Source organism: Nocardiopsis sp. NPDC049922, from assembly GCF_040660275.1.
Lineage (GTDB): Bacteria > Actinomycetota > Actinomycetes > Streptosporangiales > Streptosporangiaceae > Nocardiopsis.
The window spans coordinates 315,721-330,971 of record NZ_JBFAME010000001.1 but is presented as its reverse complement, the minus strand read 5'-3'; the positions used below and the strand labels follow the sequence as shown (position 1 = coordinate 330,971).

Below are 15,251 nucleotides of genomic sequence, written 5' to 3'. Positions count from 1 at the left end.
CACCACTGGCCAGGGTGGCGTACGACACGCTCCACCTCCGAGATCGACACCGGTACCCGTTCGAAGGAATGGCGTGATGCCCTCCATAGCCGAGGCCGAACCGGGCCCCGTCACCACCGCCGATCCCGGCGAGTCCCACCGACTGCCCGGGGTCCTGGACAGCGCGCGCACGGCCCGCCGCGTGGTCGACCGCTTCCTGCACCGCCTGGGCCGCTCCGACCTGGTCGAGTCGGCGACGCTCGTCGTCGGCGAACTCGTCGCGAACGCCGTCGTCCACGGCCGCCCGCCCGTGCACCTCGACCTGGCCTGGTCGACCGGTGCGCGACCCCTTCTGCGCCTCGACGTCCACGACCACGGGCGCATCCTCCTGCACGCGGTGGACCGCCACGCCGACGACGAGGCCGAGTCCGGCCGCGGGCTGGTCATCGTCGACCACCTGGCCGACCGCTGGGGCCTGAGCCCGCACCCCGTCCACGGGACCCGTGCCTGGGCGGAGATCGCCGCGACGGGATGACCCCGACCCCTCTCCCACTGTCCGCGCTTCGCGCGCGACCCCCCGCACATGTCACGTTTTCGCCACGCAACGTGACCGGACGTCCTACGCTTGACCCGTGGATGGCTATCGTCTGGTGTTCGTCGGCGGCATGGGGCGCTCCGGTTCGACCCTGATCGAACGGCTCCTCGGTGAGCTGCCCGGGTTCTGTTCGGTCGGAGAGGTCGTGCACCTGTGGCGGCGCGGTCTCCTGGAGAACGAGCGCTGCGGCTGCGGACAGCCGTTCGCCGACTGCGGCTTCTGGTCGGACGTCGGCAAGGAGGCGTTCGGCGGCTGGGACCGCCTGGACGCCGGCGCGGTGCTCCGGCTCAAGGACGGCGTCGACCGCACGCGGTACCTGCCGATGCTGCTCAACGGGTCCGGCGGCGGCGTCCTCGCCACGCGCAGCGATCGCTACACCGACCTCTACCACCGCCTCTACTCGGCGATCGCGCTGGTCAGCGGGGCGCACGTGGTCGTGGACGCCAGCAAGCACGCCTCCCTGGCGGCCTGCCTGCGGCTGCGCTACGGGGCCCGCATGCGGCTGCTGCACGTCGTCCGCGACCCCCGGGCGGTGGCCCACTCCTGGGGCAAGCGCGTTCCACGCCCCGACGCCTCCCCGGACAGCAGCGAACCGGAGATGGCGCGGTACTCGGCGGGCCGCGCGGCCGTGCAGTGGATGACCCAGAACGCGACCCTGGACGCGCTCACCCGCCGCGGCACCCCCAGCCTGCGCGTGCGCTACGAGGACTTCGTCGCGGATCCGGCGGCCGAGTTCGCCCGGATCGCCGAGTTCGCCGGGTACGCGGGCACGCCGCCCGCCGTGGGGGAGGGCGGCGTCCGGTTGTCGCGGACGCACGCGGTCTCGGGCAACCCGATGCGGTTCGCGCAGGGCCCGCTGGGGGTCCGTCCCGACCACGGTTGGCGGGAGTCCCTGGCGCCGTGGCGGCGGGGGCTGGTGAGCGCGGTCACGGCGCCCGCCCGGGGGCGCTATGGCTACTGATCTGGGGAAGCGCGGAATCGCCATGGGCGGAAAGGTTGCCGCGTGTCCGAATTTTAACGTAAAGTCGTCATCCAAGTACTCTACGTAGTTCTGCGTCTGGGGGCGTTCACCGTGAACAGGAGACCGACACGAGGACTGGCGGCGGCGGGGGCCGTGCTCACCGCCCTGACACTGGCGGGACCGGGGATCGCGGCCGAGGCGCGCGTGCGACCGGTCGACGACCTCCCCGTCGACACGCCCGGGAGGAACACCGCCGCCCTCCTGGGCCTGCCGACCCTGGTCGAGTCCGCGTGCACGGTCTCCGAGATCCTCGAACCCTCCTGCGGCGTGTGGTGGGGGGCCAGCCCCCACGACAACCGCGTCGAGCCGCTGGAGTCCGCCGTCGACCGGGGCATGGACATCGTCTACACCTGGCGCGGCGTCGACCAGGCCGACGTGCCCGGGGACCGCGAGCGGCGGATGATCGCGGAGGGCCGCTTCGTGCACACCAACATCGAGGCGCGCCGCTTCGAACGCTCCGGCCACCCCGCCGTCGACTACGACGACATCATCGACGGTGAGTTCGACTCCTCGCTGCGCGCCCAGGCCCGCACGATCGCCGACCTGGACGTGCCCTACTTCGTCACCTTCGACCACGAGGCGGACGCCGACAAGCGCTACCGGCGGCGCGGAAGCCCCGACGAGTTCGTCGCCGCCTGGCGGCACATCGTCGACCTCTACCGTCAGGAGGGCGCCGACAACGCCATCTGGGTGTGGAACGTGACCGGCTGGCGCGGCAACCTCGACCGCCTGCCCGGCCTGTGGCCCGGCAACGACCACGTCGACTGGATCAGCTACGAGGCGTACAACATGACCGGCTGCGCGCTCATGCCGAAGTGGACCGGGGTGCACACCTTCGAGGACGCCCTCCGGCCCGCCTACGAGTGGTTCCAGAACGAGGGTCCCCGGCACGGCATCGACCCCGCCAAGCCGATCATGATCGGCGAGATGGGCACCACCGACATCGGCCCGCGCGACACCCTGCGCTGGTACGCCGACATCCCCGACGTCCTGCGCAGGTACGAGCGGGTGCGCGCGGTCAAGGTCTGGGACGACGAGGTCGCCGGGTGCGACTTCCGGATCGGCGCCAACGAGTACGCCCGCCGCGGCTTCGAACTGGCCGGCCGGGACCCCTACGTCAACCTGCCCGACCGGGTCCGCCGCCTGGCCGCCTACGCCGAGAGCCGCGACTGAACCCGACCGGGCCGAAAACCGGGTGACAGGCGCGGCGCGCCTCCCTAGGGTCGCCGCATGGAACGGAACCTGCTGAACGTGGTCGACGTCGAGGCGACCTGCTGGAGCGGCCCCCGACCGCCGGGGCAGGCCAACGAGATCATCGAGATCGGACTGACCGTCGTCGACCTGGACGAGCGCCGACGGGTGGCCAGGCACGGCCTGCTGGTGCGGCCCGCGCGGTCCGAGGTCAGCGACTTCTGCACCGAACTGACCACGCTCACCCAGGCCGAGGTGGACACCGGCGTGAGCTTCGCCGACGCGTGCCGGTGGCTGGTGGAGGAGCACGGGGCGAGGGAACGCCCGTGGGCCAGTTGGGGCGACTACGACCGCAATCAGTTCACCCACCAGTGCCGGGTCACCGGAACCGGCTACCCGTTCGGGAAGCGCCACACGAACGCCAAGCGCGTGTTCGGCGCGTTCCACGACAGGCCGAAGGGCCCGGGCATGCACCGTGCGCTGGGCATGGCCGACCTTCCCCTGGAGGGACAGCACCACCGGGGCGAGGACGACGCCTGGAACATCGCCGCGCTGGTGCTGTTCCTCGTGGAACGCGACGCGTGGCCCGAGATCCCAGATCCGAGTGTCGAGCCCTGAGACCTCAGGCCGTGGACCCGGGAACCGAGCCCTGAGACCTCGGAGCTGAGCGTTCAGACCCGGGCATCAAGGACTGCCCGGGAGGGCCCCGGGCCGCCGCGCCCGGAGGTTCACAACCCCTTGCCGCGCAGGTGGAGCGTCCGCAGCACCCATCCCGCGGGCACGCCGCACACGACGAGCAGGGCGACCACGGCGCGGCCCTCGGTGGGCCGGTGCCGCAGGGTGGTGCGGATCCAGCGCAGCGCCTCGACGCGCCGCCCGGACGCCGCCTCCGCGAAGGCGATCTGACCGGCCACGCGCGCGTACCCGCGCGGCACGAGGGAGAACTCGGGGTAGCGCTCCAGCAGCCAGCGCAGCGCCGTGGAGATGGTCCGCCACCGGCCCGCGAAGTGCGACCTGCGGTGCCACAGCACGCGCACGCCCGGTTCGGGCAGGTTGCGGATGGGCGCCCGGCGCGCCATGCGGAGCAGCAGTTCGTAGTCCTCGGCGTAGCTGCCCGGGATCTCCTCGCTCACCGCACCGCATCCGTCGATCATCGCCCGGCGGCGGATGAGGAACGTGGACGGGTGCAGCTCGGTCAGCCGTGAGCCGAGCAGGTCGCCGAACGTGACCGAGGTGCGGTCCAGGACGCGTTCGGCCTCGACCCGGTCGTAGACCACCCGGATGCCGCAGCACACCATCTCGGTCGCCGGTTCGGCCATCATGACCAGCGCCTGGGACCGGAGCTTGTCGGGCAGCCAGGTGTCGTCGTCGTCGCAGAAGGCCACCAGGTCGGTGTCGGCGGCCAGTACCCCGGTGTTGCGCGCCCCGGCCAGCCCGGGCGTGAGGGTGTTGGTGACCACGCGCACCGGGCGGTCGCCGTCGTCCTCGGCGAGCGAGGTGTCGGGCTGGTCGTTGTCGAAGACCACGATGGTGGTGATCCGCCCGGGGTACTCCTGCTCGCGGATCCCGCGCAGGGTGCGCCGCAGCAGTTCCGGGCGGTCCCGGGTGGGGACGACGACGGTCACCTCGGGCCAGTCGCCGCCGACCGGCGCCGTCACGGGTTCGGTGCGGGGAGCCTCGGGGGCCTCGGTGAGCAGGTCGATGAGCTCACCGGCGCGCCGGGCGGCCCGCTCGGGACCGCCGTCCTCGCCGGGGCGGACGCGGAAGCCGTCGGGGGAGGCGAGCGCCCGGTCGATCAGCGCGGCGAGCTGCTGGGGGGTCGAGCAGGACCGGACCCTGCCCGCCTCCTCCAGGCGGGTGACGAACAGGAGTTGGTGGTCGTCGACGTGTTCGTCCAGCTCGGGGTCGCGCGCCACGACGATCGGCAGGTGGCCGGCCGCGCGCGCCTGGACGATGGTGCCCGGTCCGCCGTGCGTGACCACGACCCGTGCCGAGCGCATGTGCTCGCCGAGCTCCTCACCCGCGAGGAACGCGGTCCCCGTCGCGCGCTCGGGCGGGGAGCTGTGCCCGTACTGGACCAGGACGCGCAGGTCCCGGTTGCGCCGGGCGTAGTCGTCGGCCCACCTGACGAGCCGGTCGAACCGGTGGTGGTCCGTGCCGAGGCTGACCACCACGTCGGGATGGAGGCGGTCGTCGGAGAGCGGTGTCGTGCGGGTGGTCTGTTCGGTCACAGGATTCTTGGGGCGGTCACCCAGGGCCTTCAGTCCAGGGAGGGAGCCCCTGCCTCCTTTTCCATGGTGTAGGCATAGCCGTCGGCTCGTTGCAGCAGCCGAAGGTTCTTGTATGAGGTCTTGACCAGCCCCTGGGGGGTGGAGACGGTGTGGCTCCCGCTGGAGCGCACCGCGGCTCGGCCCGTCCGCGTTCCGGCCCACTTTCCCTTGGGGACGACGGCACGGACCAGGTCACCGGTGCTGAAGCCGCGGAAACGCTTGGTTCGGGGCAGCCGGAGTCGGGGAAAGCCGTGCTTGTCGGGCTGGGTACGGGCATAGGAGCCGCGTCCGGTGCATCTCGCGATCAGGACCGCGCCGACGGTTTCGGTGATTCTCTCGGTCACGCCGACGGCGAGGGCGTCGAGGGTGTGGGACTTGGGCAGGCGGTTGCGGGTGCGGTTCCACTTGGTGCGTCCACCCGAGGCCACACGGGTGGGCAGGTGTTCGTCCAAGGAGCGCCACAGCGCCCACCGGGTCGAATTCACTACCGCCGTGTGCCGCAACGGCACCTGAGCCCGAGCTCGGATGCGTGACAACGTGGTCGGGCGGGCGACGAACTCCTCAATCGGGCGGGCGCCCTTGGCCTGATTGCATGGCACGCAAGCCAGGACCAGGTTCGACACTCGATCGGAGCCACCGCGTGAGCGTGGTCGAACGTGATCAAGGTTGAGCGGCACGTCGGTGACACCGCAGTAGACACACGTTCGGTCGAACTTCGTGAGCAGGTATTCGCGAACCTCGTAGTCGAGCAAGGTGCCGTGCTGGTACTCGACTCCCTCCAACGAACGTCCGGTGGACAGGGCGTGGGTATCGAACGCGGTCCGCTCCAGGTGCACCGCGCGGATGGGTGCCCACCCGCACAGCCTGTCCACCCAGGACGCCGTCGTGTCCACCCGGTGCCGCAGGCTCGGGGCCAGCCACCCCTTCGGTCGGGTGCGGTTGTTGAAACGTGGGGCGCGATAGCGCAGGTTCGCCGAGCGCCGACGCCGCCGGTAGGCGGACCGTTGGTGAAGTTTCTTGCGGATGGCTGGTCCGCGGTGGTCGAGTTGGATCGCGTACCGGCCCCGGCGTTCTCCTCCGAGGGAGGTGAACACGGCGATACCGGTGTGCTTCGATCCGGGGTCCACGCCGATCTCGAGCCCGTCGATCTCGGAGTCGGCGGCGTTGCGGTCCTTGAGTCGGATGGTGAAGGGGGTGTGGCGGTGGATGACCGCGCGTTCCTTCGCCAGGAGGATGCGGGCCCGTGCGGGCGGGCAGGGCTGCAACGGTGCGCCGTGTTTGTCGAGGACGAACACGTAGGGGTGGGCGATGTGGGCCTCACGGCCCTTCTCCCCGGCCCCGCAGGGCTCGGGGGTGACGCCGGAACCGCCAGGTGAAGCGGTACCGGTCTCCCCTCGACCATGTTCCGCACCGGGTACCACCTGCTGGTGGTCTCCGCGCCCCGTTTCGTCCCTGATCCCGGGGTTTTCTGCTGGCGCGGATTCCAGAGCGGGCCGCTGAGGAAGCACGGTCCGGTGGGTCTTCCGTCCTGTACGGAACGTAGCCATCGAGGTCACCTCCGCATCGGTGATGGCTGGGTCTGGTAACGGTGGCCTTCAGACACATCCGCTGAAAGCTCGGCCACGCGGGGCCGGGATCCCATTACAGGAGCGGTCCTACCGTGATGGCACTGGGCATGAACGATCGCTGCTCCTCCCACTGGGCCAGGAACAGCCGGGTGAAGGGGCGGCAGAGGCGAGCGGTGAGGGTGGGGGTGTCGAGCCGGTCGTAGACCTCGATGTAGACCGTCGGGACCCGCAGGAACCAGGCCAGGACGAAGAACGGCAGCGCTACCCCGGCCCCGGTCGTCACGACCGCGCTGGGCCGCCCCTCACGCAGCACCCGCATCGCCAGCCACGTGTTCCGCAGCAGGTTGCCGACGTGGCGGGTCGTGGGGTGGAAGGCCCAGCGCACGTCCTCGCCGTCCAGGGCGGACACGGCGTCGGGCGTACGGAAGGTCACCCACAGTCGCGTCCGATCCCGCCACCAGGGCCGCAGGGACAGGAGTTGGGCGAGGTGGCCGCCGCTGGAGGCGACCAGGAGAACCGGTCGTGCAGACATGGAGTCATCATGGCATAACTCAACGTAGTGGGTTGGGGGTCTGGAGAGGACGGTGCCATAGCGCTGGACCGTGTGAACGGGAGCATCCCGCTCTGCGGTCAGGCGGCGCGGTGGTCGGGGGACCCGCGGCTCCGTCGGCTACGGGGACCGCCGTGTCCGGGTGAGCGGAGGCTCGGTGCATCGGCTGGTGTCGTGGGTTGCACTGGCACCTCCTGATCCGTGTGGGCGGAGGCGCGGTGGCCGGGGCCCTGTGGCTTCGTCGGCTCCGGGACCGCCGTGTCCTGGTGGGTGGAGGGTCGGTGCATCGGCTGGTGTCGTGGGTTGCACTGGCACCGCCTGGTCCGTGTGGGCGGGGGCGCGGAGGCCGGGGACATGACCGTGGAGAGCTCACCTCCGCAGGCGAAGGTCGAGATGCCCGCGCAGCCGCCACACGGTGGCCAGATGGCCCACGGACCCGACGGCCACCGACGCGGTCAGGGCCGCCAGCCCCTGCCCGAGGACGCCCACCGCGAGCAGCGGGACGGCTCCGAACCAGACCAGCGCGCTGCCCGCCGCGACCATCACCGGAGCGCCGAACGGGTGCAGGACCACCCTCGCCCGCAGCTGCCACAGCGGGAACACCTTGCGTACCGCGACCGAGGCCACCAGGGCCACCGCGGCCCCCGTCGCACCCAGCGACGGCACCAGCCACACGCACACCGCGAGGTTGGCCACCAGCGCCAGGACGTTGTTGACCAGGTTGAGGGTGCTGCGCCCGGTCATCGCCAGGATCAGGTCGCCCATCCCCAGCGCGGACCCGATCAGCTGCCCCGCGCACACGACGACCAGCGCGCTCGCCCCCGCCGCGTACTCGGCGCCGAACAGGGCCATCACCTGGGGCGCGAACACCAGCGCCGACAGGTACAGCGGCCACGTCAGGCACACCAGCCACGACGTCCCCGCCTGGTAGAGGGACCGCACGCCCGCGCGGTCGTCCGTCGCCAGCTGCTCCGCGAACTGCGGCTGCGCGGCGGACAGCACGGCCTGGTTGCCGAACTGGCCGAGCACCATGATCCGCGTCGCGGCCGTGTACACCGCCGCGCCCGTCAACCCGCTGAGCAGCGCCACGAGCACGACCCCGCCGCGCTGGACACCCATCTGGGCAACCCCCGCCACCGCGCGCGGCAGCGCGAAGGACCAGAACTCCCTGGACCGGACGTCGCCGCCGTTCCGGGGGGCGTCGCGCACGTCGGATCCCGGCCCCGCGTCCCCGGAGTCCGGCACCGCGCGGGACAGGATCCGTCCCAGCCAGAACCACGCGAGCACCCCCGCCGGGAGGTAGGGGCCCGCCCACGCCAGCGCCAGCAGCCCGGCCGATCCGGACAGCGCGACCGCGCCCACCAGCCCCAGCTGGGCCAGCGGTCGACCCACCTTGTCCACCAGGACGGTCGTGGCCATGTCGTGGTGCGCGCGGGTGGCCGCCAGCGCGGTGTCGACCATGACCGCGAACGGCACGAACGCCGCCAGCAGGCGCAGGTAGGTCGCGGCGTCCTCGGAGGCCAGGGCCCGCGCCATCGGATCGGCGAAGACCACCATCAGCACGCCGGTCAGCCCCGCGACGGCCACGGCCGGACCCATCGCCACGCGCAGCAGCCGGGCCACGCCGTCGGTCCGGCCGACGACGCGCAGGCGGGCGATGAAGTAGACCAGGCCGTCCGGCGCCCCCGCACCGGCCACGGTCGCCGCGATGAGGAACACCGACGTCGCCGAGAACAGCAGACCCGCCGTCTCCTGGGTGAACGCCCGTGTGATCGCCACGATGAGCGCCAGGTTGAGCCCCGCGCCCACGACCGCGCCCGCCATGTTGAGGACACCGCCCCGCAGGACGCGTCGGAGTCCGGCGCCCGCGGCGTCCTCCGTGGCGGTCACGCGCGCCACGAGGGTGTGCGGCCCCACCAGGCGGCCAGCCGGGCGTCGCTCTCGGCGAACCGGGCGGTCAGTTCGGCGCGCAGCGGCTCGGGCATCGAGGAGCGGCGGCGGGCGTTGTGGTGCCCGGGCGGCGCGCCGGGGCCGGGCGGCAGGCCGAGGAACCGCTCGATCCCGGCCAGCGCCCGCGCGGTGCCGTCGAACAGGTCCGCGTAGTCCACGACGTGCATCCGCTCCCGGCCCAGGTGCCGCTCGAACCGCGCGAGCTGGTCGGCGTACCTCCCGCGGGCCAGGTACGCGTGGTGCTGGTGGGCGAACGAGTAGTATCCGGGATCCGCCACCAGCCGTTCCTCCTCCCCGGACAGCCGCTTCTCCTCCAGACCGATCGCCCGCTCGAACGGCTCGGTCTCGAAGCCGCGCGCGCTCTCGTGGGCGTGGGCCGAGTAGGCGCGCTCCACGGGGTCGCGCAGGATCACCACGACCAGCGCCTCCGGGAGCGTGTGGGCGATCCGTTCCGCCGACAGCGGGTGGAACAGGTAGTAGGGGCTGGACTCCGTCACGAGCACACGCGGTCGTCCGCGCCGGGCCCGCAGCGAGGCGCGCAGCGGAAAGCACGACCGGTACCAGTCCACGCCCCGCGGGTACCCGACGTCGAAGTAGTGCACGCCCTTGCGCAGCGTGGGCCCGGTGACCGCCGGATGTCGGGCCAGGGCCTTGAACAGCGACGTGGTCCCCGACCGCTGCGCGCCGCAGATGAGTACGTCGGGCAGGGCGCGCGCGGCGCTGGTCACGCCGCCCAGCCCGTCCGCCAGGGGCAGGAGTACCCGCCGCACCGGGTCTGACAGGCGGCGGAGGGCGGCGGGCGGCGTGTCCACGGGCATCACGGTGTCCTTCGCTGTTCGTGGCGGGAGGCCCGTCCTCGGTCGGGCCGGTCTTGACGGCGTGGCGGCGGTCGGGGCGGCGTCACCCCGGGTGAGCGGCCTCGTGCGTCGCTCTCTCCTGGAGGCCCTCCAACGCGGGGAGCAGCCAGTCGTCGACGGACGCCAGGTGGCCGCCGCTCTCGTCCTGGCGGTCGTGCAGGTAGCGGGTGGCCAGGTCGATCAGGTACAGGGCCATGACCGTGGACACCGCGTGCGGGCGCAGTCCCGTCTCGGCGATCAGCGGGTCGCGGAGCAGCCGCGAGCCGCTGTCCAGCCACCGGTGCACGCCCGGGTGCACCCCCGCCTGGACGCACTCGTTGAGGTCGTAGTGCAGGGCGTCGAACCCGGCGGGCGAGTCCAGGGCCAGCCGCTCCCAGTCCCACACGAACGCCCGGCGGGCGGTGCTGGCGATGTTCCACCGGGTCAGGTCCCCGTGCCAGGCTCCGAACGGGATGGTCACGTCCGGCAGGCGACGCAGCGCCGCCCGCAGCGGGGCCGCCTCGGGGCGGGACCCGAGGGCCGCGATCCGTTCCTCCAGGGAGATCCGGTACGGGCTGTCGGACAGGCGCCGCTCGCGCACGCGGGTCAGTTCGATGATCTGGGTGACGCAGCGCAGCAGCTGGCGCCGGGTCGGACGGTCGGTCTGGTCCCCGACCGGGAGCGCTTCCTGGACCAGCAGGGGGTGGCCGTTCCACTCGCCCTCGTAGAGCAGACGCGGGACCGTCACGTCACGCAGCCGGGCGTCGGCCAGCCGCCGCAGGGCGCGGGTCTCGGCGCGCACCAGGCGCGACGTCAGGTCGTTCACGGCGACCTTGGCGTACCCGATCGTCCGTCCTCCCGGCGTGAGCAGGAGCAGGACGGGTTTGCGGTTGGCCCGGGGCGGACCGAGGTGGATGGCGATCGCCAGCCTCCGGTCCAGGGCGGAGGTGAGCGCGTGCTCGATGCCGGGCCCGGCGCCCACGTACAGGCGGTCCCGCAGCAGCAGGGGCGCGAGCCCGGTCGCGAAGGCGCCGGTGAGCAGGGCCGCGCGCGTCCGTTCGGACAACGAGTGCCCCCGGCAGAAGGACGCGATGCCCCGGAGGGCCGCCGAGCGGTCGTGCGCGGGCAGGATCACGCGCGGACTGCGCGCGTTGGGGACCGGCAGGTACTGGTTGCCGCGTTCCTGGCGGACGAGTCGCCGGACGCCCCCGTCTCCGGGGCCGAGCAGTCCGCCGCACGGCCACAGGACCGCGGCCAGATCCGTCAGGTAGGTCGTCTCGCTGTTCACCGAAGACCCCCGCTCGCGCGCGCGGCGTCCCGGCCGGGCGTCGGACCCGCGTCGCCGCGCCAGAGAAGGGCGACGGCGACCATGGTGACGGCCAGCGGGGACATCAGCGCGACGTAGAAGAACATGTACCAGAACAGCAACAGCACGGTGAGCAGCGCGCCCTGCCCCGCCGGGGAGGCCGTGGCCCGGTGGCGCCACGCCGTCCAGGCGAGGAAGGCGAGGAGGAACGCGGTGCCCACCCATCCGTTGGCGATGAGCGTGATCCACAGCTGACCGGCGTTGCCGATGACGTGCTGGCCGCAGCCGGGGCAGTCGGCGGTCGGCCCGATGGCGATCGACTCCGAACTGCCCGCCATCTCCCGCGTGGTGCCCCAGCCGAGGACCGGGGACAGGTCGGCGGCGGCCACGGACGCGGCGTTGCTCGCGGCCCGGCCGTCGTCGCTGTGCGGGTTGTCGGCCCGGGCGCGGACCACGTCGGCCAACGGTGACGCGGCCAGCACGAGCAGGGCGGTCGCGCAGGCGACCGCGCAGGCGCCGACGAGCACCACACGGCCGCGGCGCAGTGCCTGGAGGGCGGCGTAGACCAGCGACAGCACCAACCCGGCCCACAGGGCGCGGTTGAGGGAGTGCACGACGGGGACCACCGACGCGGCCGCGGCGGCCAGGGCGGCCCACCGCGTGACCCCGGACCCCTGGAGCACCCAGCCGACCACGAGCCACACCAGGAGCAGGGAGATCATGTAGCCCCAGATGTTGGTGTACTCCCAGGGCGCCTTGGGCCGGGCCGACTCGTATCCGAAGATGTCCATGATCTGGGCGGAGGCGGGGTGCACGAGGGTCTGGAGGTAGGGGTCGGCGGCCAGCGCGCCGGGCAGCAGGTACTCCAGCGGAGCGGTGAACTCGAACTGGGGCGCGAGCATGCCCAGGTAGCCTCCGGCGATCGTGGCCAGGCACAGCACGGACAGCGACCACACGACCGTCCGCGTCGGCAGCTCGCGCTCGGACAGGTTGCCGACGTAGAGCATGAGGACGGTCAGCACCAGGTAGTTGACGACGCGCAGCACCGCGCCCGCGAGTCCGCCGCTGCCGGGAACCGTGCCGGGCACGTCCAGGGGGACCATGGCCAGCCCGAGCACGCACCACAGCAGGAACAGCCCCCACATCCAGAAGCCCGGGGGCAGCCGCAGGCCGACCGTCCGGTGGCGGCGGACCAGTTCCGCCGCCATGGGCACGGCGAACAGCCAGTAGGCGAACTGGCCCATGCCCAGTGCCCACCAGAGCGGGTACCCGGCCAGGAGCCAGACCACGGGCCCTCCGGTGACCGGGGGAGGGCCGATCGGGACCCCGGCCCAGGAGCGAGGGCACGGGGTGGCGGGAGCCGCCATCAGTTCCGGGCCCCGACGGCGTCCTCGCCGGAGGAGGCCTCGTCGACGGTGTCCTCCTCGGCGGTGTCCTTCTCGGCGGGGGCCGACGCGGTGTTCCGCTCGTCGGGGGCGTCCTCCCGAGCGGCCTCCTCCCGCTCCCGGGGGGCGTCCGGTCCGGCGGTCCCGGCGACCGCGTCGGCCTGCTCCGGGGCGGACTCCCGCGCCTCGGCGGTCTCGCTCCGGGCGGTCTCGCTCCGGGCGGCGTCGGCGACCGCGTCGTCCTTCCCTGCCTTCCCGGCCTCGCCTCCGGCGCTCCCGCCCTCCGGGCCCCGGGCACGGCGCGCGTCGGGCTGGCGGGGCAGCGCGGCGACACCGGCGACGGCGAGGTCGAACGGGGCGGCCATGGCGACCAGCGACGCGAGGTCGGCGCGGCGGGTGCGGCCCAGTTCGACGGCCGGGAGCAGGAGATCCGCGGAGGCGGCCAGGGCGTGGGCGTCGGCGCGCTCGGCGGCGGGCGCCACGGCGATCACGACGTACTCGGCCCCCTCGCTCAGCAGGTCGAGCAGCTCCGGCATCGCGGTCCCCTGGACGGGTGCGACGGCGCCGGGGCGGCCGTACCGCAGGACGCGCAGCCGGGGCGCGGCGTCGGGCCGCACCTCCAGCTCGGCGGGGTCCTCTCCGTCCAGGAGCGCCTCCGCCAGGCCGGGACCCTCCGGCAGGTCCAGCGGGTCGGTCGCGGCGGGGTCGGCGCGGACGAGCAGGGTGTCCGAGCCGGTGCGGGCGAGCGCCATGGCCAGGTGGAGGGCGGCCGTGGGGCCCGAGCGGCCGGGCGCGGTGGCGGCCACGAGCAGGACGCCGGGGGCGGGGACCCGGGCGCGCACCGCGTGGGCGCACTCGTTGGCGCGCTGACCGGCGCGGTCGTCGTCGGAGAGCGGGCCGTAGGCGTCGTCGCCCGTCGCGGACAGGTCCAGCAGCACGGGCACGCGGCCGATCCGCGCGGTGCCCTCGGTGTCGCGGAGGACGGGGTCGAGGCGGTCGCGCGCGAACGCGAGCAGGAGTCCGGCGAGCAGGCCGAGGGCGCCGCCACCGGCTACCCAGACGGGGAGCACGGGGCTGGTCGCGCTCTCGGGGAGGCGCGCGGGGGTGATGATCCGGCCGGGCTCGACGGTCTGCCCGAGCGCGCTGAGCGGGCTGATGCCGCGGCCGAGGTCGGCGATCTCCGTGCGCAGGGCGTCGGCCCGCGCGTCGGAGGCGCCGGACAGCTCGGCCAGCTCCTGGTAGCGGGCCTCCTGCTCGTCGCGCAGGGCCGTCAGGTGGGTGGAGATGAGGTCGCTGACCTCGGCCTCGCGCTGTTCGAGGTAGGCCTCGGCGTAGGCGGTGGCCCCGTCGCGCGCGGCCTTCGGGGTGCGGGCCGCGTACGTGATCTCCAGCACGTTGCTGTTGGGCGGCACGGACAGCGACACGCGCTCGCGCAGGTCGTCGGTGCTCGGCGGGGTGGCGTCGGGTCCGGCGAGGCGCCGCGCCGCGGCGGCCGAGACGCGGTCGGAGGTGAGGATCTGCGCCTCGGTGTCGAGGTTGACGTCACCGGCCAGCCGCCCGGAGCGCTCGCCGGTGAACTCGGCCATGCCGGTCGGGCGGACCTGGACGGCGGCGGTGGACTCGTACGTGGAGGGCAGCGCGAACACCCCGGCCGTGGCGAGGACCAGCCCCCCGAGGACCCCGGCCCCGACCATCCGCCACCGGCGACGCAGCAGGGCCGTGTACTCCTTCAGTTCCGGTCCGGGCGGGCCAGGGGCGTCGGTGTCCATCGGGTCCTCTCCACACACACGTGTGCAACACTTTTAGTGAACGATTGCATACTAAGTGTAGTCCCTTTGGGGGTGTGTGGCGCTTGCCGAAACAGCCGATTCCGGGTGGGGTGAGATGTCCGGAACGACCGCGTCCCCCGGGCGGGCCCGGGGGACGGCGCGGAGCGGGAGGGATCAGCTGGCGAACAGCGGCGACGGCGGCATCCCGGTCTCGGACTCCCAGGTCTGGTCGCACTGCTCCTGCGTGGACACCGTGTGAGCCCGGGCCGAGCAGTCGCGGTAGGCCCGCACCTCCTCGTCGTAGACCACGAACACCGAGGTCACCGCGAGTGACATGACGATGCCGAGCGTCCCGACGGCCACGCTCAGCAGCGCGCCCGGCGCCTGCGTGCTGTTCGCCCTGGCGGCCCGGCGCGCACGGAACCCCTGGACGACACCGAACACGGACAGCACGACGCCGTAGGGCTGGAACAGGAGGCCAGCCATCCCCAGGAAGAGGCCCCACAGGCCGCCTCTCTCGACCCTGGGCAGCCGCCCTTCGGTCTGGGGCTCCGGGCTCTTGTCGGTCACAGGTTCACTCCTTCGACGCGCCCCGGTCGGGCGCCGTGGTCCGCGTTCGCCCGCGCGGACCGTACTCGGTGTCAGCGGCTCCGGAGAGGGTCCGGAACCCGGTGGGGTGCGGTTCCGGGCAGGGTGGGCCCGGTCCCCGTGGGTCCGACGCTACCCGGACCGATAGGGTGGGACCACGGACGGGCCGCCACGGTCCGACCGCCACCCGTCATGGCCCCACGGACACCGCTCCGCGGGGGACCGGCGGGCCACTCTCCAGCG

13 protein-coding genes are annotated in these 15,251 nt (G+C 73.2%); 4 read left to right on the top strand and 9 right to left on the bottom strand.

What is annotated here, in order from left to right; genetic code table 11:
* Positions 1–76: 76 nt before the first annotated feature.
* From AB0I72_RS01610 to AB0I72_RS01595, 4 genes are all read left to right on the top strand, one after another.
* Entirely contained in the window at positions 77–514 is a 438-nt protein-coding gene (locus tag AB0I72_RS01610) for an ATP-binding protein (protein WP_358561514.1), read from the top strand.
* 130 nt (positions 515–644) lie between these two features.
* On the top strand, positions 645–1,535 hold the full coding sequence (locus AB0I72_RS01605; RefSeq protein ID WP_358562787.1) for a sulfotransferase: 891 nt from the start codon (positions 645–647) through the stop codon (positions 1,533–1,535).
* A gap of 111 nt (positions 1,536–1,646) precedes the next feature.
* Positions 1,647–2,768, top strand: coding sequence for a glycosyl hydrolase family 26 (locus AB0I72_RS01600; protein ID WP_358561511.1), 1,122 nt, complete (start codon positions 1,647–1,649; stop codon positions 2,766–2,768).
* Between the two features lie 57 nt (positions 2,769–2,825).
* Positions 2,826–3,404, top strand: a complete 579-nt coding sequence (locus tag AB0I72_RS01595; RefSeq protein WP_358561509.1) for a 3'-5' exonuclease — start codon at positions 2,826–2,828, stop codon at positions 3,402–3,404.
* Positions 3,405–3,514: 110 nt separating this feature from the next.
* Here the strand turns inward: AB0I72_RS01595 and AB0I72_RS01590 are convergent, their stop codons facing one another.
* The 9 genes from AB0I72_RS01590 to AB0I72_RS01550 all read right to left on the bottom strand — a co-directional run bounded on the left by AB0I72_RS01590 (position 3,515) and on the right by AB0I72_RS01550 (position 14,990).
* Positions 3,515–5,017: a glycosyltransferase gene (locus AB0I72_RS01590; RefSeq protein ID WP_358561506.1), complete on the bottom strand. Its 1,503-nt coding sequence runs from the start codon at positions 5,015–5,017 to the stop codon at positions 3,515–3,517.
* Positions 5,018–5,046: 29 nt separating this feature from the next.
* Positions 5,047–6,477, bottom strand: a complete 1,431-nt coding sequence (gene iscB / locus AB0I72_RS01585) for an RNA-guided endonuclease IscB (protein WP_358561503.1) — start codon at positions 6,475–6,477, stop codon at positions 5,047–5,049.
* 220 nt (positions 6,478–6,697) lie between these two features.
* Positions 6,698–7,156: a UDP-N-acetylglucosamine--LPS N-acetylglucosamine transferase gene (locus tag AB0I72_RS01580; protein WP_358561500.1), complete on the bottom strand. Its 459-nt coding sequence runs from the start codon at positions 7,154–7,156 to the stop codon at positions 6,698–6,700.
* Positions 7,157–7,543: 387 nt separating this feature from the next.
* Positions 7,544–9,091: a polysaccharide biosynthesis C-terminal domain-containing protein gene (locus AB0I72_RS01575; protein ID WP_358561497.1), complete on the bottom strand. Its 1,548-nt coding sequence runs from the start codon at positions 9,089–9,091 to the stop codon at positions 7,544–7,546.
* Positions 9,061–9,942: a sulfotransferase gene (locus AB0I72_RS01570; protein ID WP_358561494.1), complete on the bottom strand. Its 882-nt coding sequence runs from the start codon at positions 9,940–9,942 to the stop codon at positions 9,061–9,063. Before AB0I72_RS01570 ends, AB0I72_RS01575 begins: the two co-directional genes overlap by 31 nt.
* An 82-nt stretch (positions 9,943–10,024) precedes the next feature.
* Entirely contained in the window at positions 10,025–11,248 is a 1,224-nt protein-coding gene (locus AB0I72_RS01565) for an aminoglycoside phosphotransferase (protein ID WP_358561491.1), read from the bottom strand.
* Positions 11,245–12,633 (bottom strand): ligase, encoded by a 1,389-nt coding sequence (locus tag AB0I72_RS01560; RefSeq protein WP_358561488.1) that lies wholly within the window; start codon positions 12,631–12,633, stop codon positions 11,245–11,247. The genes AB0I72_RS01565 and AB0I72_RS01560 overlap by 4 nt, the downstream gene beginning before the upstream one ends.
* On the bottom strand, positions 12,633–14,420 hold the full coding sequence (locus tag AB0I72_RS01555) for a Wzz/FepE/Etk N-terminal domain-containing protein (protein WP_358561486.1): 1,788 nt from the start codon (positions 14,418–14,420) through the stop codon (positions 12,633–12,635). The genes AB0I72_RS01560 and AB0I72_RS01555 overlap by 1 nt, the downstream gene beginning before the upstream one ends.
* A 174-nt stretch (positions 14,421–14,594) precedes the next feature.
* Positions 14,595–14,990, bottom strand: a complete 396-nt coding sequence (locus AB0I72_RS01550) for a DUF4190 domain-containing protein (protein ID WP_358561483.1) — start codon at positions 14,988–14,990, stop codon at positions 14,595–14,597.
* Positions 14,991–15,251: the final 261 nt, after the last annotated feature.

What these genes read in the sequence shown, in the direction of transcription:
- AB0I72_RS01555 (WP_358561486.1), bottom strand. Translation starts at nt 14,420, where the DNA reads ATGGACACCGACGCCCCTGGCCCGCCCGGACCGGAACTGAAGGAGTAC.
- AB0I72_RS01595 (WP_358561509.1), top strand. Translation starts at nt 2,826, where the DNA reads ATGGAACGGAACCTGCTGAACGTGGTCGACGTCGAGGCGACCTGCTGG.
- AB0I72_RS01580 (WP_358561500.1), bottom strand. Translation starts at nt 7,156, where the DNA reads ATGTCTGCACGACCGGTTCTCCTGGTCGCCTCCAGCGGCGGCCACCTC.
- AB0I72_RS01605 (WP_358562787.1), top strand. Translation starts at nt 645, where the DNA reads ATGGGGCGCTCCGGTTCGACCCTGATCGAACGGCTCCTCGGTGAGCTG.
- AB0I72_RS01570 (WP_358561494.1), bottom strand. Translation starts at nt 9,942, where the DNA reads ATGCCCGTGGACACGCCGCCCGCCGCCCTCCGCCGCCTGTCAGACCCG.
- AB0I72_RS01560 (WP_358561488.1), bottom strand. Translation starts at nt 12,633, where the DNA reads ATGGCGGCTCCCGCCACCCCGTGCCCTCGCTCCTGGGCCGGGGTCCCG.
- AB0I72_RS01610 (WP_358561514.1), top strand. Translation starts at nt 77, where the DNA reads ATGCCCTCCATAGCCGAGGCCGAACCGGGCCCCGTCACCACCGCCGAT.